At 62.1% G+C, this 16,000-nt stretch carries 14 protein-coding genes; 4 read left to right on the top strand and 10 right to left on the bottom strand.

The genetic code is table 11. The features are described from left to right. Positions 1-14: 14 nt before the first annotated feature. From A5658_RS17565 to A5658_RS17520, 10 genes are all read right to left on the bottom strand, one after another. A complete protein-coding gene (locus tag A5658_RS17565) occupies positions 15-1,595 on the bottom strand; it encodes an MFS transporter (RefSeq protein WP_067337827.1) in 1,581 nt (526 codons plus the stop codon). Positions 1,596-1,824: 229 nt separating this feature from the next. Beyond that, positions 1,825-2,067, bottom strand: a complete 243-nt coding sequence (locus tag A5658_RS17560) for a helix-turn-helix transcriptional regulator (protein WP_156751519.1) — start codon at positions 2,065-2,067, stop codon at positions 1,825-1,827. Positions 2,068-2,371: 304 nt separating this feature from the next. After that, positions 2,372-2,725 carry a DUF732 domain-containing protein gene (locus tag A5658_RS17555; protein WP_067337820.1) on the bottom strand — a complete coding sequence of 118 codons (354 nt, stop codon included), beginning with the start codon at positions 2,723-2,725 and terminating at the stop codon, positions 2,372-2,374. Positions 2,726-3,251: 526 nt separating this feature from the next. Beyond that, positions 3,252-3,455 carry a cold-shock protein gene (locus tag A5658_RS17550; RefSeq protein WP_067337816.1) on the bottom strand — a complete coding sequence of 68 codons (204 nt, stop codon included), beginning with the start codon at positions 3,453-3,455 and terminating at the stop codon, positions 3,252-3,254. Between the two features lie 129 nt (positions 3,456-3,584). After that, positions 3,585-4,397, bottom strand: coding sequence for a polysaccharide deacetylase family protein (locus tag A5658_RS17545; protein WP_067338495.1), 813 nt, complete (start codon positions 4,395-4,397; stop codon positions 3,585-3,587). A gap of 149 nt (positions 4,398-4,546) precedes the next feature. Beyond that, positions 4,547-5,497: an alpha/beta fold hydrolase gene (locus tag A5658_RS17540; protein WP_067337813.1), complete on the bottom strand. Its 951-nt coding sequence runs from the start codon at positions 5,495-5,497 to the stop codon at positions 4,547-4,549. Positions 5,498-5,870: 373 nt separating this feature from the next. Then, positions 5,871-7,043 (bottom strand): CaiB/BaiF CoA-transferase family protein, encoded by a 1,173-nt coding sequence (locus A5658_RS17535; protein WP_067338492.1) that lies wholly within the window; start codon positions 7,041-7,043, stop codon positions 5,871-5,873. A gap of 43 nt (positions 7,044-7,086) precedes the next feature. Next, positions 7,087-8,610, bottom strand: coding sequence for an aldehyde dehydrogenase family protein (locus A5658_RS17530; RefSeq protein WP_067338489.1), 1,524 nt, complete (start codon positions 8,608-8,610; stop codon positions 7,087-7,089). Between the two features lie 18 nt (positions 8,611-8,628). Then, positions 8,629-9,834 carry an amidohydrolase family protein gene (locus tag A5658_RS17525; protein ID WP_082993246.1) on the bottom strand — a complete coding sequence of 402 codons (1,206 nt, stop codon included), beginning with the start codon at positions 9,832-9,834 and terminating at the stop codon, positions 8,629-8,631. An 82-nt stretch (positions 9,835-9,916) separates the two neighbouring features. Beyond that, a complete protein-coding gene (locus tag A5658_RS17520; RefSeq protein ID WP_197503147.1) occupies positions 9,917-11,137 on the bottom strand; it encodes a cytochrome P450 in 1,221 nt (406 codons plus the stop codon). Positions 11,138-11,432: 295 nt separating this feature from the next. Between A5658_RS17520 and A5658_RS17515 the strand changes: the two genes are divergently transcribed. From A5658_RS17515 to A5658_RS17505, 4 genes are all read left to right on the top strand, one after another. Further along, positions 11,433-12,122 (top strand): TetR/AcrR family transcriptional regulator, encoded by a 690-nt coding sequence (locus A5658_RS17515; protein ID WP_067337810.1) that lies wholly within the window; start codon positions 11,433-11,435, stop codon positions 12,120-12,122. A 206-nt stretch (positions 12,123-12,328) separates the two neighbouring features. Next, positions 12,329-14,677 (top strand): CaiB/BaiF CoA-transferase family protein, encoded by a 2,349-nt coding sequence (locus A5658_RS17510; protein WP_067337806.1) that lies wholly within the window; start codon positions 12,329-12,331, stop codon positions 14,675-14,677. Positions 14,678-14,680: 3 nt separating this feature from the next. Next, on the top strand, positions 14,681-14,881 hold the full coding sequence (locus A5658_RS27620; protein ID WP_082993245.1) for a ferredoxin: 201 nt from the start codon (positions 14,681-14,683) through the stop codon (positions 14,879-14,881). Continuing rightward, positions 14,878-15,993 (top strand): NDMA-dependent alcohol dehydrogenase, encoded by a 1,116-nt coding sequence (locus A5658_RS17505; protein WP_067337802.1) that lies wholly within the window; start codon positions 14,878-14,880, stop codon positions 15,991-15,993. The genes A5658_RS27620 and A5658_RS17505 overlap by 4 nt, the downstream gene beginning before the upstream one ends. The last annotated feature ends 7 nt before the right edge of the window (positions 15,994-16,000 follow it).

Here is a 16,000-nt window from a genome sequence, read left to right as displayed (position 1 = left end):
GTTGGGGCACGGGGTCACGCTTCGGCCAGCGCGGCGTCGGGTGTAAAGGCGTTTTGTTGGGCGACCTGGCCGGCGACCTCGCGGGCGGGCAGCAGCCACGCGACGATGGCCGCAGCTGCCAAGGCGGTGCCGGCGCATACCAACGTGCCGATGTGCAGACCGTCGTGGAAGGCGTTGTTGACCGCGTCGCGCACCAGACCGGCTTGTTGAGGCGGGACTTGCGCAATCGCGCTGTGCGCCACAGCCATTGAGTGGCTCATCGCGGCGCGCAGCTCGTGGGGCAGTCCGGCGAGCGCCTGGGCTGACGTGATTCCGTGGCTGTAGAGCGACGCGAAGACGCTGCCGACGATGGCCACGCCCAACGTGCCGCCGAATTCGCGGGTGGTGTCGTTGACCGCAGAGCCGACACCAGCTTTGTCTGGGGGTAGCGAGCCCATGATGGCTTCGGTGGCGGGCGCCGTGGTCAGGCCGAGACCGCCGCCGAGCAGCAGCATCTGCAGCGCGATGTCGGTGTAGGTGGTGGACGCGGTGACCGTGGAAGCCCACGCCAGCCCGGTCGCAAAGATCGCCAATCCCCCGGCGACGATGATCGTGGAGCCAACCCGCTCGACGAGGCGCGGCCCCACGATGCTGGCGATCGCGATCGAGGCGGCAACGGGGAGCAGCCGGACGCCGGTCTGGAAAGCGCTGTATTCCTTGACGAATTGGAAGTACTGGGTGATGACGAAGATGAATCCGAACAAGGTCAGAAAGCCGGACGTGATGGCCAGGCTTCCGCCGGAAAATCGTCGGTTGAAGAACACGGTGACATCGAGCATCGGATGAGTGGTACGTCGCTCCCACACTGCGAAACAGCCGAGAACTGTTGCAGCTAGCACGAATCCGATCGTGGTCCGCACGTTCGTCCATCCCCACGAGGGCGCCTCAATCACGGTGTACACCAGTGAGGTGATGCCGGCCGCCGACAGAACGAGGCCCGGAAGGTCGACGCGCGGCGCCGCCGGGTCGCGTGAGGTCGGCACGAACAACAAGCCACCTGTGATCGCCAGCGCGGCGATCGGAATGTTCACCAAAAAGACTGAACCCCACCAGAAGTGCTCGAGTAGCCACCCGCCGCTGATCGGCCCGACCGCTACCCCGACGCCGACCATGGCGGCCCACAACCCAATTGCCTTGGCGCGCGGCACCGGATCGGTGAAAATGTTGGTAATCAGACCGAGCGTGGTCGGGAAGATCACCGCGGCGCCGACCCCCATTGCTCCACATGCCGCAATGAGCGTGTCGGCTGAAGTCATCTGAGATGCCACGCCGGAGGTGATCGCGAACAAGGCCAACCCGGAGATCAAAAAGCCGCGTCTGCCGTAGCGGTCACCGAGGCTGCCGGCCGAGAGCAGCAGGCCGGACATCACCAACGTGTAGGCATCGACAATCCACTGCAACTGCGCCGTATCAGCATTGAGTTCGCGCGACAACGTCGGCAGCGCGACGTTGACGATGGTGGTGTCCACGCTGGTGACGAACACGCTGAAGCAGATCACCGCCAGAGCGGCTGCCGGGTGATCAGGAAATAACGGAAGGCGGAGGCGTCGGTTCATAGACAAGATAGTAAAGTCATAGAACGTATAAATCAAGTGTGATGGTGTGATCCTCTGCGGTTCACGCTGGCGGGCCAGGGCCGCGCACAACTCGGACTTACCATCCGAACTGTCCGATCGCCCCGGCCCTGGGACGTGCTCGGCGAGGGATGGCCGTTACCGACTCCGCGCGATCTCGCTCAATCCCCCTGCGTGACAGGCGATTCGGCGCAGAAGCCCCGGAGGTGCGTTAGCCGTCACCGCATTTCCCGCCCGCTGGCAACTGAAAGATCATCGTTACATCGCCTGTATCGACGACGATCTGCGTAGTCGCCCCAAGGGCCGCTAAATACGCTGTCAGAGTCGAGACCAGCATGTCGGATTGGTGTTCAACCTTGCTGACGTAGCCCTGCGTCTTCTCTAACGCGGAAGCCAGTTCTACCTGGCTGAATCCCGCAGCCAATCGCACCGAGCTGAGGTCGAACACCTTCAAGCAGACCTTCGCAGGCGACGCGGCATGACGCAATAGTAAAGTTACTAGACTATTTATTCAACTAAATCTGCCGTCGCACCTGGGCTCGGCTCCAGAATCCGAGTTCACCGCCACCGGCCACCTGCGTCGTGAGGTGTACACGACAACGACTTACCGGGGACGAAGTCGACGGCGCAGCGAAGTTCACGGCGTTTTCAGTCAATTGCGCTACGTGGCAAGCAAATCGGCCAAAGAGCCGACGCGCTTTGCGTGTCTTGGTCCAGCAGTCGGTAGTCGAACCACTAGAGGGAAGAGAATCGTGCCCTTATGTACACAGCACGGGAGCGTCACAGACGTTTCCGGGACAGTAGATCCGGTGCGCCGCGTTGACCATGGTGGCGGCCTCCTTACCCGTGACGCCTTGCGCGCCGAGGCGCGCTTCGAGATCGTTGGCAATCTGCTGCGGGGTCCACCCCCAGGTGAGGTTGTAGCAGACATCGTTTGCCTCTTTGATCAGCCCGGCCTCCGTGCCGGGCGTCCAGTGCAGGCCGACGCCGCGTAACGCGGCGAGGTAGGCGTCGTCCTGCGCGCTCGCGTGCGCGACCCCTGCGCTACTTAGAAACACGGCACCGGCCGTCCCGAGAATGGCGAGGCTTGTTACTGAGCGGTGCCTGGTCATCGGTTCCTCTTCTCCTCATCGTTGGTGAGCTGTGGGCCTTGTCGGAAACCGGCCCCGTTTCGTTACCGGTCGTCCACCATCAGGTCATCTCACAGTAAACGGGGTGTCGTGGGTCATTCACCCGAAAAGTGGATGCGGGTGCTTTTGTCTATGTTTTCGGCAGGTCAAGGCCATATCGCGGTCGTTCGCCCATGGCACGGCTCGCCGAGAGCCGTCACCGGCTGCTGGAGGCCGGCGTCGCGTTGGTCAGTACCGGTGGGGTGGCAGCGATGACGACGCGGGCCGTGTGCCGCGCAGCTGAGCCTGAGCAAGACGCACCGCGCACGGTTCGTCGAACTTCAACGGAGCACCGACTTCCTAGCCGTACACGGCATCGACGTCGGTTGACTCTACGAGTGGTCGGCGAAGTACACCTAGAGGTTGGCGCGCGACATGAGTCGCAAGGCAGTGGAGCTGCAGCACCGGCCTCAAACGAACTGTGGGCTGGCAGGGGTAATCCCTTGCCAGCCCACAGATTACGTAAAGATCAGACCGCGGTCACTCCGGTGGCCTGGGGGCCCTTGGCGCCCTGCCCTACCTCGAACTGAACCCGCTGGTTCTCATCCAGTGAGCGGTATCCACCGCCCTGAATCTCGGAGTAGTGGACGAAGACGTCCGCACTGCCGTCATCGGGTGCGATGAAGCCGAAGCCTTTTTCGCCGTTGAACCACTTCACGGTTCCTTGCGTCATATTTCCTGTACTTCTTTCATTTACTTTCGTGAATGCAGAACACATTCATTGTGCAGCTTACCTGACAAATGGGACTCCGCAGATCCGCCCGACGGCGGCGTCACGGCGTGCGCCTTAAAAGCAACCTGCCTAGTGCAATGGGAGGAACACGTCGTTGAGGGTGACGGTGCGTAGGTTTCGTTCGCGGATGACATCGCGCAGTTGCTCGTAGACGTGGGTGACCGGCGGGTGGTTAAGGTGTCCGATCACGATCGCCTGCCCGGTGAAGTACCGCCGGGCCATCTGGACGATGAAGTCCTCTTTGACCACGGTGGAATCCGAGAGCGAACCTAACCACATCGTGATCGCGGTGTAGCCGAGATCGGCGGCCACGCGATCAACGGTCGAGTTGTGTTTTCCGTACGGCGGCCGAAGGTATGGTCTCGCGTCCACCCCGAAGGTGTTTTTCAAGAAGTCGTCGTTGCGGGAGATCTCTTGGGCCACTCGGCTTGTCGGCACCTTGGTCAGGTACGGGTGCGACCAGGTGTGGTTGCCCAGCTGGATCTGGCCGGATTCGACCAGCGGCCCCAGCAAAGTCAGGTTGTCGGTCCACGAGCGGTTAATGCCGGTGACGAAATAGGTCAGCCGCACGCCGGTTTCTTTGGCGAACTGCGTGTAGAGGCGCACCACGTCGGTGTTCACACCGTCGTCAAGGGTCAGTGCCAGCAGATTTCCGTCCCCAGGGAGCTTGTTAAGCACGCCGCCACCAGGCAGGGGCACACGTTCGATGGGCGCCGGCTGCGGAAATGACGCAACGGGGATGGTTTTGGCGCCCGCTGGGTGCGGTGCGGCGGCAGCCGTGGCCGTCAAAGTATGCCGCGGTCCGGCGAGCACACCGGGCCCCACGCCCACGCCGCCGAGAACTGCGGCCGAGAGCGCCCCGAGAAAGCCGCGCCGATTCAGCTCAGACACAACGCGGCGCGGGTTCGACGGCCGGTGGTGGTCGGCACTACGCGCGCCCCGGGGCCAGCTTCATTAGGTCGCCCACCGTTCTGACACATAGTTGTAGATCATGCCATTACGGGGGGCGCGTCTGCCGATGCCGCTCGCGGTCAGCGCGAGTCGGCTTGTTCACCGATGAACTCGAGTCCGGCCCGAATAGCGGGGCGGTGACGCAGGATTCGGTAATGAGCTAGTCGGCCGAGCCCTCGCGTGGTCAGTAATCGTGCACCTTGCCAGGACGTGGACAATCGTTCGCTGGCGGCATAGGGGCTGTCGGGGTCGTCAGGGTCGTGGATGAGAAGCAACGGCGGGTAGTTGGCTCGTCGACCGATCCGCGTCATGTTCGTCTCTTCCAGCGGCGTAGCGATTCGCTTTTCCAGGCGGCGGTGCAGGCCTGCGCGGATCCGGCGACCGAAGCCGTGGCGTGCGGCGAATAAGTCGAGATAGAGGGGAAAATCGCCCATCGGCGCTAAGAAGACCAGGCGTCCTACGGGTGTGCCCTGCGCCGCGGCCAATGCAGTCGCGTTTGCTCCGAGTGAATGCGCGACGACCGCGTGGGCGGGTCCGTGGGTGTCGATCATCGCCGCAATCGCGTCGGCGCACTCGGTGGCGGTGGTACGCCCGGGCGCGAGCGCACCCGGATCGGATTCGTTGTGGCTCGGCAAGTCAAACGCAACGACCCGATACCCCGCTTCCACCAGCGGTTTGACGAACACTGCCAGATGAGCACGCTGGCCGCCCCAACCGTGAACCAGATAAACGGGAGGCCCTTCACCCCATTCCTCACCGGCGACCCGATGCCCCTCCCAATACGCTTCTATCGGCCGACCCGGGGACACACCCGGCGGCATGCGCAGACTCGACTCGAGAACCGGTGGGGTGCACCACAACTCGACTGCCCATCGCGATCCCAGAGACGGCGCCAGCCGCTCGAGCAGCCAAAACAGTCGGCGCACTCGGACGGCGACCTCGGGAAGGATTCCGGAGCCGACGACGTCGAGCGGGGCAATCTCGCCTGCCTGTGCCCGCGCCGACGCCGGTCGAGGTGCTCCTTCAGTCATGAACCTCGATCGTAGCGTCGCCCACAAAACATCGGGAAAGCTGTCGAGATGCAGCGAAACGCATAAGAAACTGCTACCACCCTTGTGCGCAAGGGAGGACCGCGCCGGCACCTGGCGGTGCGGCGTCAGGTGTGGACGATCCAGCCCGCCTCGGTGTCTCACAGTCGTGTCCACTTTTCAGAGCCGTCACTGCTGAGCTAGACCAAACATGCGGCGCCATGTGTATGGTCGGAGCGCGGACGGTCGACGCCGATCGTCAATCCGCGGCCCGAAAGGTGACGCCATGGAAAACTGCACCGCCGAGTTCGCTCGGCTCGCAGCTGGAATGGGTGGGCTCGCAGACGACTCTCGCGGCGATCCGTCGGTGCCACAACTAAATCGCGCCCGATAGACGGAGGCGCTGGATTCCAGCCGCGTCATAGCCCGCCAGGGTGCCGAGTAATTCCTCCGTATGCTGCCCAACCTCCGGCGCCGCCGGCGGTGCAAACCGTTCGTCAGGCTGGGTCTTGATGCACGTTCCAATCAACCGCTGCGACGACCCGTCAGGCTGAGCCTGCTCGTAGATGAGTCGGCGATCCTTTGCATGGTCGTCGTCGAACAGGTCTGCTCCCAAAAATGCCGGCGCCCCAGCGATATTGGTGGCAATGAAGAAGTCGGTCCATTCCGTGCGGGTGCGGCTTTCGAAAATTTCCGTTAATTCCCTACGCAGCCGGGCCTCTGCTTCCGGGTCCGTTCCCGGCTGTTGGCGCCCGGGTTCGTAGAGGTCCATTCTGTCGACTGACTCGCAAAATCGCAGCCAGAACTTGTCCTCTAAAGCGTTGAACACCACGAAATTTCGATCTCGAGTTCGGTAGTACTGGTAGCGAAGCGATGCGCGGATGCCCTCACCGTAGGACGGTTGACCGTTCGCCAGTGCCGCGAGGTGCTGAAAATTCCAGTTGATCGCCGCATCGACCTGCGCCACTTCGATGTATTGCGGCTCGCCGTCACGTCCGGCGGCATGCAGCGCCGCGAGGACGCCCATGGCTGCGTACAGCGGCCCCGCCAGCACACCCGTCGTCCCGGTGGCTGCTCCCGAAAGGCGCGGCGTGCCGTCCGCGTCGATGATCGGCGGGCTCAAGCCGGCGAAACAATCGAAGGACAGCCCGTGAGTGGCCAGGCGAGTGTAGGGCCCGTAGCTGCCCATCCCGTTGAGCACGCAGTAGACAACCGTCGGGTTGACTGCGACGACGTCGTCGTAGCTGAAACCGAGGCGATGCGCGGTTCCGTAACGGAGACCGTCGATCACGACCGCCGACGACGCAGCCAGGCGGCGAAAGGCCTCTTGCCCCTCAGCCGTTTTCAGGTTTAGCGCCACACTCTTCTTGCCCCGATTCCAGTGCGAGTCCTGCAGTTCGCCACCGGACACCGCCGAACCGCGGAAACCACCGCCGCCGGGCGGCTCGACCTTGACCACCTCTGCGCCCAGGTCAGCCAGATGCCCGCCCAGTGCATCCGTGGAGAACAGCGACACCTCGAGGACTCGTACGTCCCTGAGAAGTTCCACAATGCGCCCTTTCAGCCCGAACACCGCACGTAAACCGGGTGCGCTACATCATGGTGATTGATTTCAGCTCGGTGTATTCCTCGAATCCCCACCGCCCCTGCTCCCGACCAAGTCCACTTTGCTTGAAACCGCCGAACGGCCCGCCGCCGTTGAACATGCCGCGCGCCGGCAGCGACCAGCCTGGCCCTTGCCCATCACCCGGGTTGCTGCTGAGATCGGCGCCGGGTGCAATGGTCTGAACCATGATGGTGCCGGTTCTCACCTGCCTCGCGACATTGAAACCCTTTGCAGCATTCCGTGTTACCACCATTCCCGCCAGACCGTAGATTGAGTCATTAGCGATACGGATGGCCTCGTCTTCCGAGCGGTAGGTCATCACCGCTAGAACAGGTCCGAAAACCTCTTCCTGGCATAGGCGCATGTCGTTGCGGCAGCCGACAAATGCCGTCGGTTCGTAATAGAAGCCGCGTTCCAGATGCTCGGGACGTTTGCCGCCGACCACAAGCCGAGCGCCTTCCTGTACCCCCGACTCGACAAAGGCCTCCACTCGTTGACGTTGCTGATCCCTGATCAGCGGACCGACAACGGTAGTGGGATCGCGCGGGTCCCCGACCGTGATCATCGGAGCCATGGCTTTGAGTCCCTCGACATACGCGTCGAGCAGGTGCTCAGGCAACAGCAGTCGCGACGTCACGGTGCATGCCTGTCCGGCGTGCATTAGCACTTGTCCGAATCCTATTCCCGCAACATCGCTTTCGGTGACATCGTCGAGGACAATGTGCGCGCTCTTGCCGCCTAGTTCGAGTTGTGCGCGTTTCATCGTTGCCGCGGACACCTCGCGGATGCGTCGACCGGTCGCTGTCGAGCCGGTGAACCCGATCATGTCGACGCCAGGGTGGGTACACAACTCCTCGCCGACACCCGCACCACCGACGACGACGTTGAATACGCCGGGCGGAAGCCCAGCTGCTTCCCCAGCCTTGGCTAGCTCCAAGGCGTTCATCGGGGTCCAGGGGTGTGGTTTCAGTACCACGGTGCACCCGACCGCCAACGCGGCCAGGCACTTCTGGATATTGATCGAGAACGGAAAGTTGAATGGGGTGATGACTCCTACTACCCCAACCGGTTCGCGAACCACCGTTACGCCGCCTACGCCGGTTGGCGAAACTACCGGCCCGCCAGGTGTTTCTATCCACGTCACATCGTGTTCGACGAACTCGCCGTAGTAGTGGGCAGCCTCGATAGCGCCCCCGACTTGAACCAGGTCGGTGATGAAGCCGGTGGAGCCGATCTCGGCGACGACGAGTTCTCGTAGTTCCGCCCGGCGCTCCTCAAGTACCTCCGCGAACCGTTTGATGATTCCAGCTCGTTCCCGCACTGACATCCACGGCCAGGGCCCGTCGTCGAAGGCTCGCCTGGCGGCCTCGACCGCCATCGCCGCCTGCTTCGGACCACCATCGACGACTCGCCCGATCAGCTCCTCGGTGGCCGGGTTGACGACGTCGATCGTGCCGAGGGCGTGGTCACTCGACCACTGACCGTCGATGAAGCTCTGGTACTCCCGCATCATGCGAATCCGTATGCGCTACGTCAGTGCCGGATACGCGGCGGGCTCGAAGTCGAAGACCCGGCGGGCATTGCCCTGCAACACTTTATACTTGTCGAGGTCGGACCGGCCGCCGAGCGCCTTGTGCGCGGCCTGCAGCGAGTTCGGCCAGAGGCTGTCGGTGTGCGGATAGTCCGTCTCGATCATCACGTTGTCGATACCGATGGAATCGAGATTCGCCGCCCCGAAGTCGTCTTCGATGAAACACCCGTACATGTGGTCGTGGAAAAGCTCGCGCGGCGACTTCGGGAATATCGCAGGATCGGTGGGTACGGGCGCCAAGCGCATCGTGGCAGGGTCCACCGACCAATTGTTGGCGCGTAGGTATTGGTAGTCGGCGGCGACATGCTCCGCACGCTCGATGAGATACGGGATCCAGCCGATTCCGCCCTCAGCCAGAACGATCTTCAGGTCAGGATACTTCTGGAGCTTGCCCGAGAACAGCCAATCCGTCGTCGAATTCGCCAGGTTGAGGTTGATGTTCACCGCCTGAACTCCGAAAGGCGCGTCAGGTGCCGTGGTGGGACTGACCGACGACGATCCAATGTGCGTGCACAGCGGCATCTTCGTCTCGTTGACCACTGCGAAGAAATCGTCCCATGCTCCCGAGTGGATCGACGGCAATCCCAGCGGATGCAGGTTTTCCGAGAAGGCAATCGCCTTCGCGCCCTTGCCGGCGCACCGTAGCGTCTCCTCGACGGCCAGTTGGGTATCCCACAACGGAACGATCACCATAGGTATGTAGCGACCGGGCGCCGCCGCGCACCACTCGTCGATCACGAAGTCGTTGTACGCCTGCACGCACTTGAGGCCGAGGTCACGGTCACCTAGGTGGGCGAACATCTGACCGCAGAACCGGGGGAAGAACGGAAAGTTCAACCCCGCGATCACATGATCTTCGTCCATGTCGGGGATGCGGGCCACTGGGTCGAAGTAGGCGCGGGGCATCTCGTCGTAATTCACTGGCAGCGGGGAGTATTCGGCCGGCTTTTGGTGGGCCGCGACCAAGATGCCCAGCACCGACGCACGCGCCTGGTCATAGATCCAGGTATCGACGCCGTCGATGCGCTCGACGTGTGGCACTCGATCACGATCGGCGGCCGACGCGCGGTCCACCCAGAGGTTCGGCGGCTCGATGATGTGGTCGTCGACGGAGATCATCCACTGAAGATCTTGGCTGTCCACGGGTTCCTCCCTTAGTTCATAGTCCTAGAGGTTCTGGGGCGATCCGCTAATAGCTTGTCGTGCAACTGATATGGCATCGGCGTCATGGGCCGACGCGCGTGCCTGGTGAAAAGACAATGGGCAGGGCCCGGTACCCCCGAGTGACGGAATTCCCGTGGAAATCAACCTTTGCCCCACGGGGGATGGAGTAGTCGGGTATGCGATTCAGCGTCTGTTCGACGCCCACCCGAAACTCGAGTCGGGCGAGATTGGAGCCCAGACAGCGATGGACGCCGGCCCCGAATCCGAGGTGGCGATTTGCCTGCCGGTCGAGAATGCACTTGTCCGGCTCGACGAACTCGCGCGCGTCGCGGTTGGCGGCCGCATAGTTCACGACGACCGTCTCCCCGGGGCAGAACTTCTGACCGCTGAGTTCGACATCTTCGGCGACTGACCGGTGCAGTCCATGGACTGACCCGGCATATCGGATGAATTCCTCGATCGCCGTGGGCATTAGCCCAGGATCGTGCACAAGTCGGTCGCGCTCAGAGTCATGGGTGCCGAGGTAGTAAAACGCGAATGACATGGCGCTCGAGGTAGTTTCGAGTCCGGCCTGCACCAGCAGAAGCGCATTCGCGACAGCGTCGTCGAAGCTCAACTTCTCGCCGTCGATCTCGGCGGCCAGCAAAACATCGATCAGGTCGTCACGGGGCGGTTCACTACGACGTTTGTCGATCTCGTCGCGTACGCGAAGATAGAGTTTCGTCATAGCATCGATTCGGATCTCTTCGCTCTCACCATTGAGGCCGAGGTCAGCTGCCTCAATGTAGAGCGGCACGTCCTCAACGGGCATGCCGAGCAAATGGCGGAAGAACACGATCCCGGGTTGCTGCCATGCGACGTCGGCGAGATCGCCGCGGCCCGATTCGATGAAATTGTCGATCAACCCATCGGTAATCGCGCGCACCTGGGGCTCCAGGTCCTTCATCCGGCCCGGGGAAAAATATGGGTTGAGAACTTTGCGAAGCTGCTGCTGTCGTGGTGGATCCAAGTTGATCACGATGTCGCCAAACGACGTCGGGTTGCCCCCGACGGGCTTGCTGGAGAAGCTCCGCCAATCACGCAAGATCTCATAACAGTCGTCATAGCGGGTGGCGACCCACGCACCCCCCGGAGTCTGTCCCAGAAAAGGGACATCCTGATGGCTGAACGGTCCGTTCTCCCGCATCACCGCGTAGACCTCGTAGAGGAACTCTTGGTCGCCGAAATCTTCGTGACGCAGGTCGAAATTACGGGCGTGTTCCTCCGGTGATTTGCTCACCATCGGCCGTCCTTTCCGCTCCCAGGAGTCGGCATGTCAACGTCAAGCGAACGCCTGGCCCGGCCGTTCCTCAGTAATGACCGTCAATACGTCAACTCCGCCGCAATCGCGGCACCAACCATGCCCCCGGGCTGGCCCTCAAATTCATTGCGCACGACCGAATTCGCGTGTCAGCACAGTAAAACCTCTCGTGTCGAGTTGTCAAGTAGCACTCGATAACGTTCGGAGTTCGTCGGTGCTGACGGCTGCATTCGCGCGCTTCGTCCCCGGAGGGCCGGCGCTCGCTAAAGTGTGTGCGATGGCTACCGGCACGCGGCGACGAGTTCGCGACAAGGACGGCAAACAACGAGCCCTCCTTGAAGCGGCCGCGAAGGTCTTTTCCGAGGCGGGATACGCGGCCGCGGCAACGAAGGAGATCGCCCGCCGCGCTGACTGCTCCGAGGCGATGTTGTTCCATTACTTCGGAGACAAGCGAGGCATCTTTGAGCAGGTGGCAGCCCGACAAATCGCGCAGCTTGTCGGTGAGGCCGAAGAGCGGGTCCTAGCGGCCCTACCCACACACTTCGAGGACTTCGTCAAGCAACTTTTTCTCGCGAGATTGAGAATCGACAACGGGAACAACGATGTTCCCGGCTGGGACATTTCCAGCCGGGCGCTATCAGATCCAGACTTCTCGCAGCGCGTCCTGCAGCCCAATCACGCGCGCCGCAGGGCCGTCATTGCCGAGGGTGTTCGCCACTACCAAGCCGCGGGCCAGATCAAGACCGATGTCGACGCCGACGTGGTCGCCGAAATGCTGGCTAATTTCGTCATCTTCACAACAAGCCTCGGACCACGGTGGTTCGGTACAGGCGAGTCGGAAATACAGGCGCAGATTGACTTAGGTTCGAAAATCTTCGCCAACGGTATGAGCACATCGACTCGGACGCAGCCGACGAAGCAGGCCGGACGGCCCCAACGAGCCAGAAAGACGCATTCGGCCGACTGACGACCGACTGGCTCGACCAATACGAAATTATCGAGTCGTACTTGACAACGCGGCTTTCTCGTCACTAGCGTCAGCCCAACCGCGGCCCATACGGACGCCGAGCATCCTGCTCGATCGGGACAACCGTGAGGACAGCTAGTGGCATTTGTGCTCATCGGTGTGAGGCGTGCACTACAGGCGACTACGACCAGGGAACTCCACAGTCGATGAAACCGTTGCGCGGCATTCGAATCGTCGAGTGGGCGACGGAAATCTCCGGTCCGTATTGCGGCAAGCTGTTCGCCGACCTGGGCGCTGAGGTCGTGAAGATAGAGGGCCCTGACGGAGATCCCCTTCGGCACAGAGTTTTTGGGAATTCAAGCGATACCGGCGCGCTGTTCAAATTCTTGAACGCCGGCAAACGTTCGGTGGTCGGCACCTCGCTTACCGAAGTGGAGGACGTGATCGTTAGTGCCGATATTCTGATCGACTCTCTCGGTCCTGGGGCACTCGACCGGGAAGCCCTTTCACGTCGCGCACCGCACCTGGTAATCGTCGCGTTGTCGGCGTACGGATTGACCGGTCCGTACCGCGACCGAACCGCAACGGAGTTCACGATCCAGGCCGAAAGCGGAACCCTGGCCTTGCGAGGTCGTCCAGACCAGCCGCCCATTCAGGCGGGTGGTCGCGTGTTCGAGTGGGTCATGGCGAGCTACGCCGCCGTCGGGGCGCTAAGCGCACTGCGCCGAGTGCAATCCGGCGGACCAGGCGAGATCGTTGACTGCTCGCTGCTGGAGACGTGCCACCTCAGCGCGAGCGGCTTCGCTGACCTTTACCACGAACTGGCCGGCTGTCTCCCCTTGAACGGACCGGCACGACAGGTGGAGATTCCTTCCATCGAACCGACCGCGGACGGCTGGGTCGGCTTCAACACCAACACCCATCAGCAATTCGAATCGTTCCTCGCGATGATCGGTCGGCTGGACCTGCTCGACGACGACCCCGCGTGGGCATCAGCTGCAACCCGGTGGGAACGCCGCGAGGAGTGGAATCACATTGTGCGGCAATGGACGACGAGACACTCCACAGACGAGATCGTCTCGTTGGCCACCGACCTTCGAATTCCCGTCTCACCAGTCAACAACGGCCAGACGGTGTTGGACCACCCCCAGTTCGCGGCGCGTGGTGTGTGGAGCAGCTACGCGGATGGCAGCTTTACCCATCCGTTAGCTCCCTACCAATTTGACGGGCGACGACCCACCCCCACCGGCGTCGCACCTCAGCTCGGCGAGATGGGAAATGTGACCTCTCGCAACATGATTGCGAGCACCACTGATGACGCGCCCAGCCTTCCCCTAGAGGGCATCCGAATTCTCGACGCCACAGCGTGGTGGGCAGGCCCCTCCTCCACCCACATTCTGGCGGCCTTGGGCGCGGACGTCATTCACGTGGAGTCGACAAAGCACCCTGACGGTGCGCGAATGGCCGTCGCCGCGTTCGCAGATCAGCCTCAGTGGTGGGAGCGGTCGGGCATGTACCTGGCTACGAACACCAACAAGCGCGGGCTCACCCTCGATTTGTCTTGCGCCCAAGGGCGGGATCTGTTTCTCGAGCTCGTCGCATGCTCAGACATTCTCGTCGAGAACTTCTCGCCTCGAGTGTTCGACAACTTCTCGATCACGTGGGACACCCTCCAGGAGAGGAACTCTCGGCTAGTGATGGTTCGTATGCCCGCGTTCGGGCTCGACGGACCGTGGCGCGACAACGTGGGTTTCGCGCAGACGATGGAGCAAATGACCGGGATGGCGTGGGTCACCGGGCATGAGTACGACCAGCCGCGAATCCCCCGCGGCCCGTGTGACCCGCTTGCAGGAATGCACTCGGCATTCGCGATGCTCGCTGGGCTCCGGCAGCGCGACGAGACAGGCCAGGGGTGCTTCATCGAAGTATCGATGGTTGAATCCGCGCTGAACGCGGCCGCCGAGCAGGTTATCGAGTTCACCGCCTACGGCAACTTGGTATCGCGGCTCGGGAACCGCAGCCAGGACGCCGCCCCCCAGGGCCTGTATCGATGTGCCGGGACCGAGCGGTGGTTGGCGATCTCAGTCGCCAGCAATGAGCAGTGGCGGCTTCTCAAATGTGCGTTGGGCGAGCCGGAGTGGGCAACTGACCCCGCATTGGACACTCACGACGGACGCGTACGTGCACATGATCTGCTCGACAAACATATCGAGCAATGGACTGGCAGTCAGGATTCCTCGGCAGCCGCAGAGTTACTTGTGCAAAGCGGCGTTCCTGCAGCAGATTTGGCAGATGCCAGGGTTGGTTCGATGCACCCCCAGTTACATGCGCGCGGCTTTTTTGAAGGCCTCGATCACCCCGTCGTGGGACGACATCACGTGCCGGCCCTTCCGTTCAAGTACCGCAGCGTCGAGAAGTGGTACCGCTCTGCAGCGCCCACATTGGGCCAACACAACGCGAGCGTCCTCGGCAACCTCCTCGGGCACAACGCCGCATCGATTACCGCGCTCACAGAAAAAGGAGTCATCGGGACCAGACCAGGCGGGTTGGACTGAGCGGTGAAACTTCGTGTCGACTCAGAAAGGTGCCAAGGCCATAGCCGTTGTTACGCAGCGTATCCCGAACTGTTCGACATCGACGACGACGGGACCGCCGTCGTCACCGTAGAAAATATTCCTCCCGGATGGGAAGACCGCGCACACAACGTAATCGCGAACTGCCCCGAGCGTGCCATACACATCGTCAAGGAGTCGCCATGAAAACAAGCGGAGCAGTGTTGTGGAACCTAAACGAAAAATGGTCGGTGGAAGAGATCGAACTCGATCCGCCCCAGGAAGGCGAGCTACTCGTCGAGTTTGAAGCCACCGGTCTATGCCATTCCGACCACCACATCCGCACCGGTGACATGTACGGGGTGAGTTTTCCGTTGATCGGTGGGCACGAGGGAGGTGGCATCGTTCGGGAGGTCGGTCCCGGTGTGCGCGATATCGCTGAGGGTGACCATGTGGTCACGTCTTTCCTCCCCGCATGTGGTCGCTGCCGCTGGTGCGCCACAGGTCGCCAAAACCTTTGTGATTACGGCGCCACGATTCTCGCGGGAGTCCAGGCCGACGGCACCTTCCGGCGCCGCGCCAGGGGACAAGGCATCGGAGCGCTCTCTGGCGTCGGAAGTTTCGCTCAATGGGGCGTGTTGTCGGAAGCCTCTGTGGTCAAGATTGACAACGATGTACCGCTATCGCGCGCATGCCTTCTCGGCTGCGGGATCACGACCGGCTGGGGCTCAGCCGTCAATACCGCAAACACCAGTCCCGGTGACGTCGTGCTCGTAATAGGTTGCGGAGGGATTGGCAGCGGTGCCGTCCAGGGCGCGCGGCTGGCTGGGGCGGAACACATTGTCGTGGTCGATATCGAGCCGAGTAAGCGCGCCAAAGCTTTTCAATTTGGGGCTACCCACTTCGCCACCTCGATCGAGGAAGCGACACAGTTGATCGGCGAGATTACCCGAGGAGTAATGGCCGACTCGGCCATCCTCACCCCCGGCAAGCTTGAAGGCGCGATGATCAATGACGCACTCAATGCCGTACGCAAGGGCGGTGCGGTTGTGGCGACCGCCCTTGCCTCCATGTCCGACGTGACGCCGACGCTACCGCTGACGTTGTTCACCCTGTTCCAGAAGCGCCTTCTGGGCAGCCTGTACGGCGAAGCCAACCCGCGAGCAGACATACCTCGACTGATCAGCCTCTATCGAAGCGGGAAACTGTTGCTCGACGAGGCCGTCACAACTGAGTACAAGCTCGGGGACATCAACGAGGCCTACGACGATATGCTCGCCGGCCGCAATATTCGCGGAGTGATAATCCACGAACACTGAGTCAGGC

Origin of the sequence: Mycobacterium sp. 1245111.1 (genome assembly GCF_001673405.1) — a bacterium.
Lineage (GTDB): Bacteria > Actinomycetota > Actinomycetes > Mycobacteriales > Mycobacteriaceae > Mycobacterium.
The sequence above is the reverse complement of the archived record's forward strand: the minus strand, read 5'-3'. Positions and strand labels throughout refer to the sequence as shown.

Excerpts from the sequence above, each read along its gene's own strand:
- A5658_RS17550 (WP_067337816.1), bottom strand. The coding sequence starts at position 3,455 with ATGACGCAAGGAACCGTGAAGTGGTTCAACGGCGAAAAAGGCTTCGGC.
- A5658_RS17510 (WP_067337806.1), top strand. The coding sequence starts at position 12,329 with ATGAAACCGTTGCGCGGCATTCGAATCGTCGAGTGGGCGACGGAAATC.
- A5658_RS17520 (WP_197503147.1), bottom strand. The coding sequence starts at position 11,137 with ATGGTGAGCAAATCACCGGAGGAACACGCCCGTAATTTCGACCTGCGT.
- A5658_RS17565 (WP_067337827.1), bottom strand. The coding sequence starts at position 1,595 with ATGAACCGACGCCTCCGCCTTCCGTTATTTCCTGATCACCCGGCAGCC.
- A5658_RS17515 (WP_067337810.1), top strand. The coding sequence starts at position 11,433 with ATGGCTACCGGCACGCGGCGACGAGTTCGCGACAAGGACGGCAAACAA.
- A5658_RS17555 (WP_067337820.1), bottom strand. The coding sequence starts at position 2,725 with ATGACCAGGCACCGCTCAGTAACAAGCCTCGCCATTCTCGGGACGGCC.
- A5658_RS17530 (WP_067338489.1), bottom strand. The coding sequence starts at position 8,610 with ATGCGGGAGTACCAGAGCTTCATCGACGGTCAGTGGTCGAGTGACCAC.
- A5658_RS17540 (WP_067337813.1), bottom strand. The coding sequence starts at position 5,497 with ATGACTGAAGGAGCACCTCGACCGGCGTCGGCGCGGGCACAGGCAGGC.
- A5658_RS17505 (WP_067337802.1), top strand. The coding sequence starts at position 14,878 with ATGAAAACAAGCGGAGCAGTGTTGTGGAACCTAAACGAAAAATGGTCG.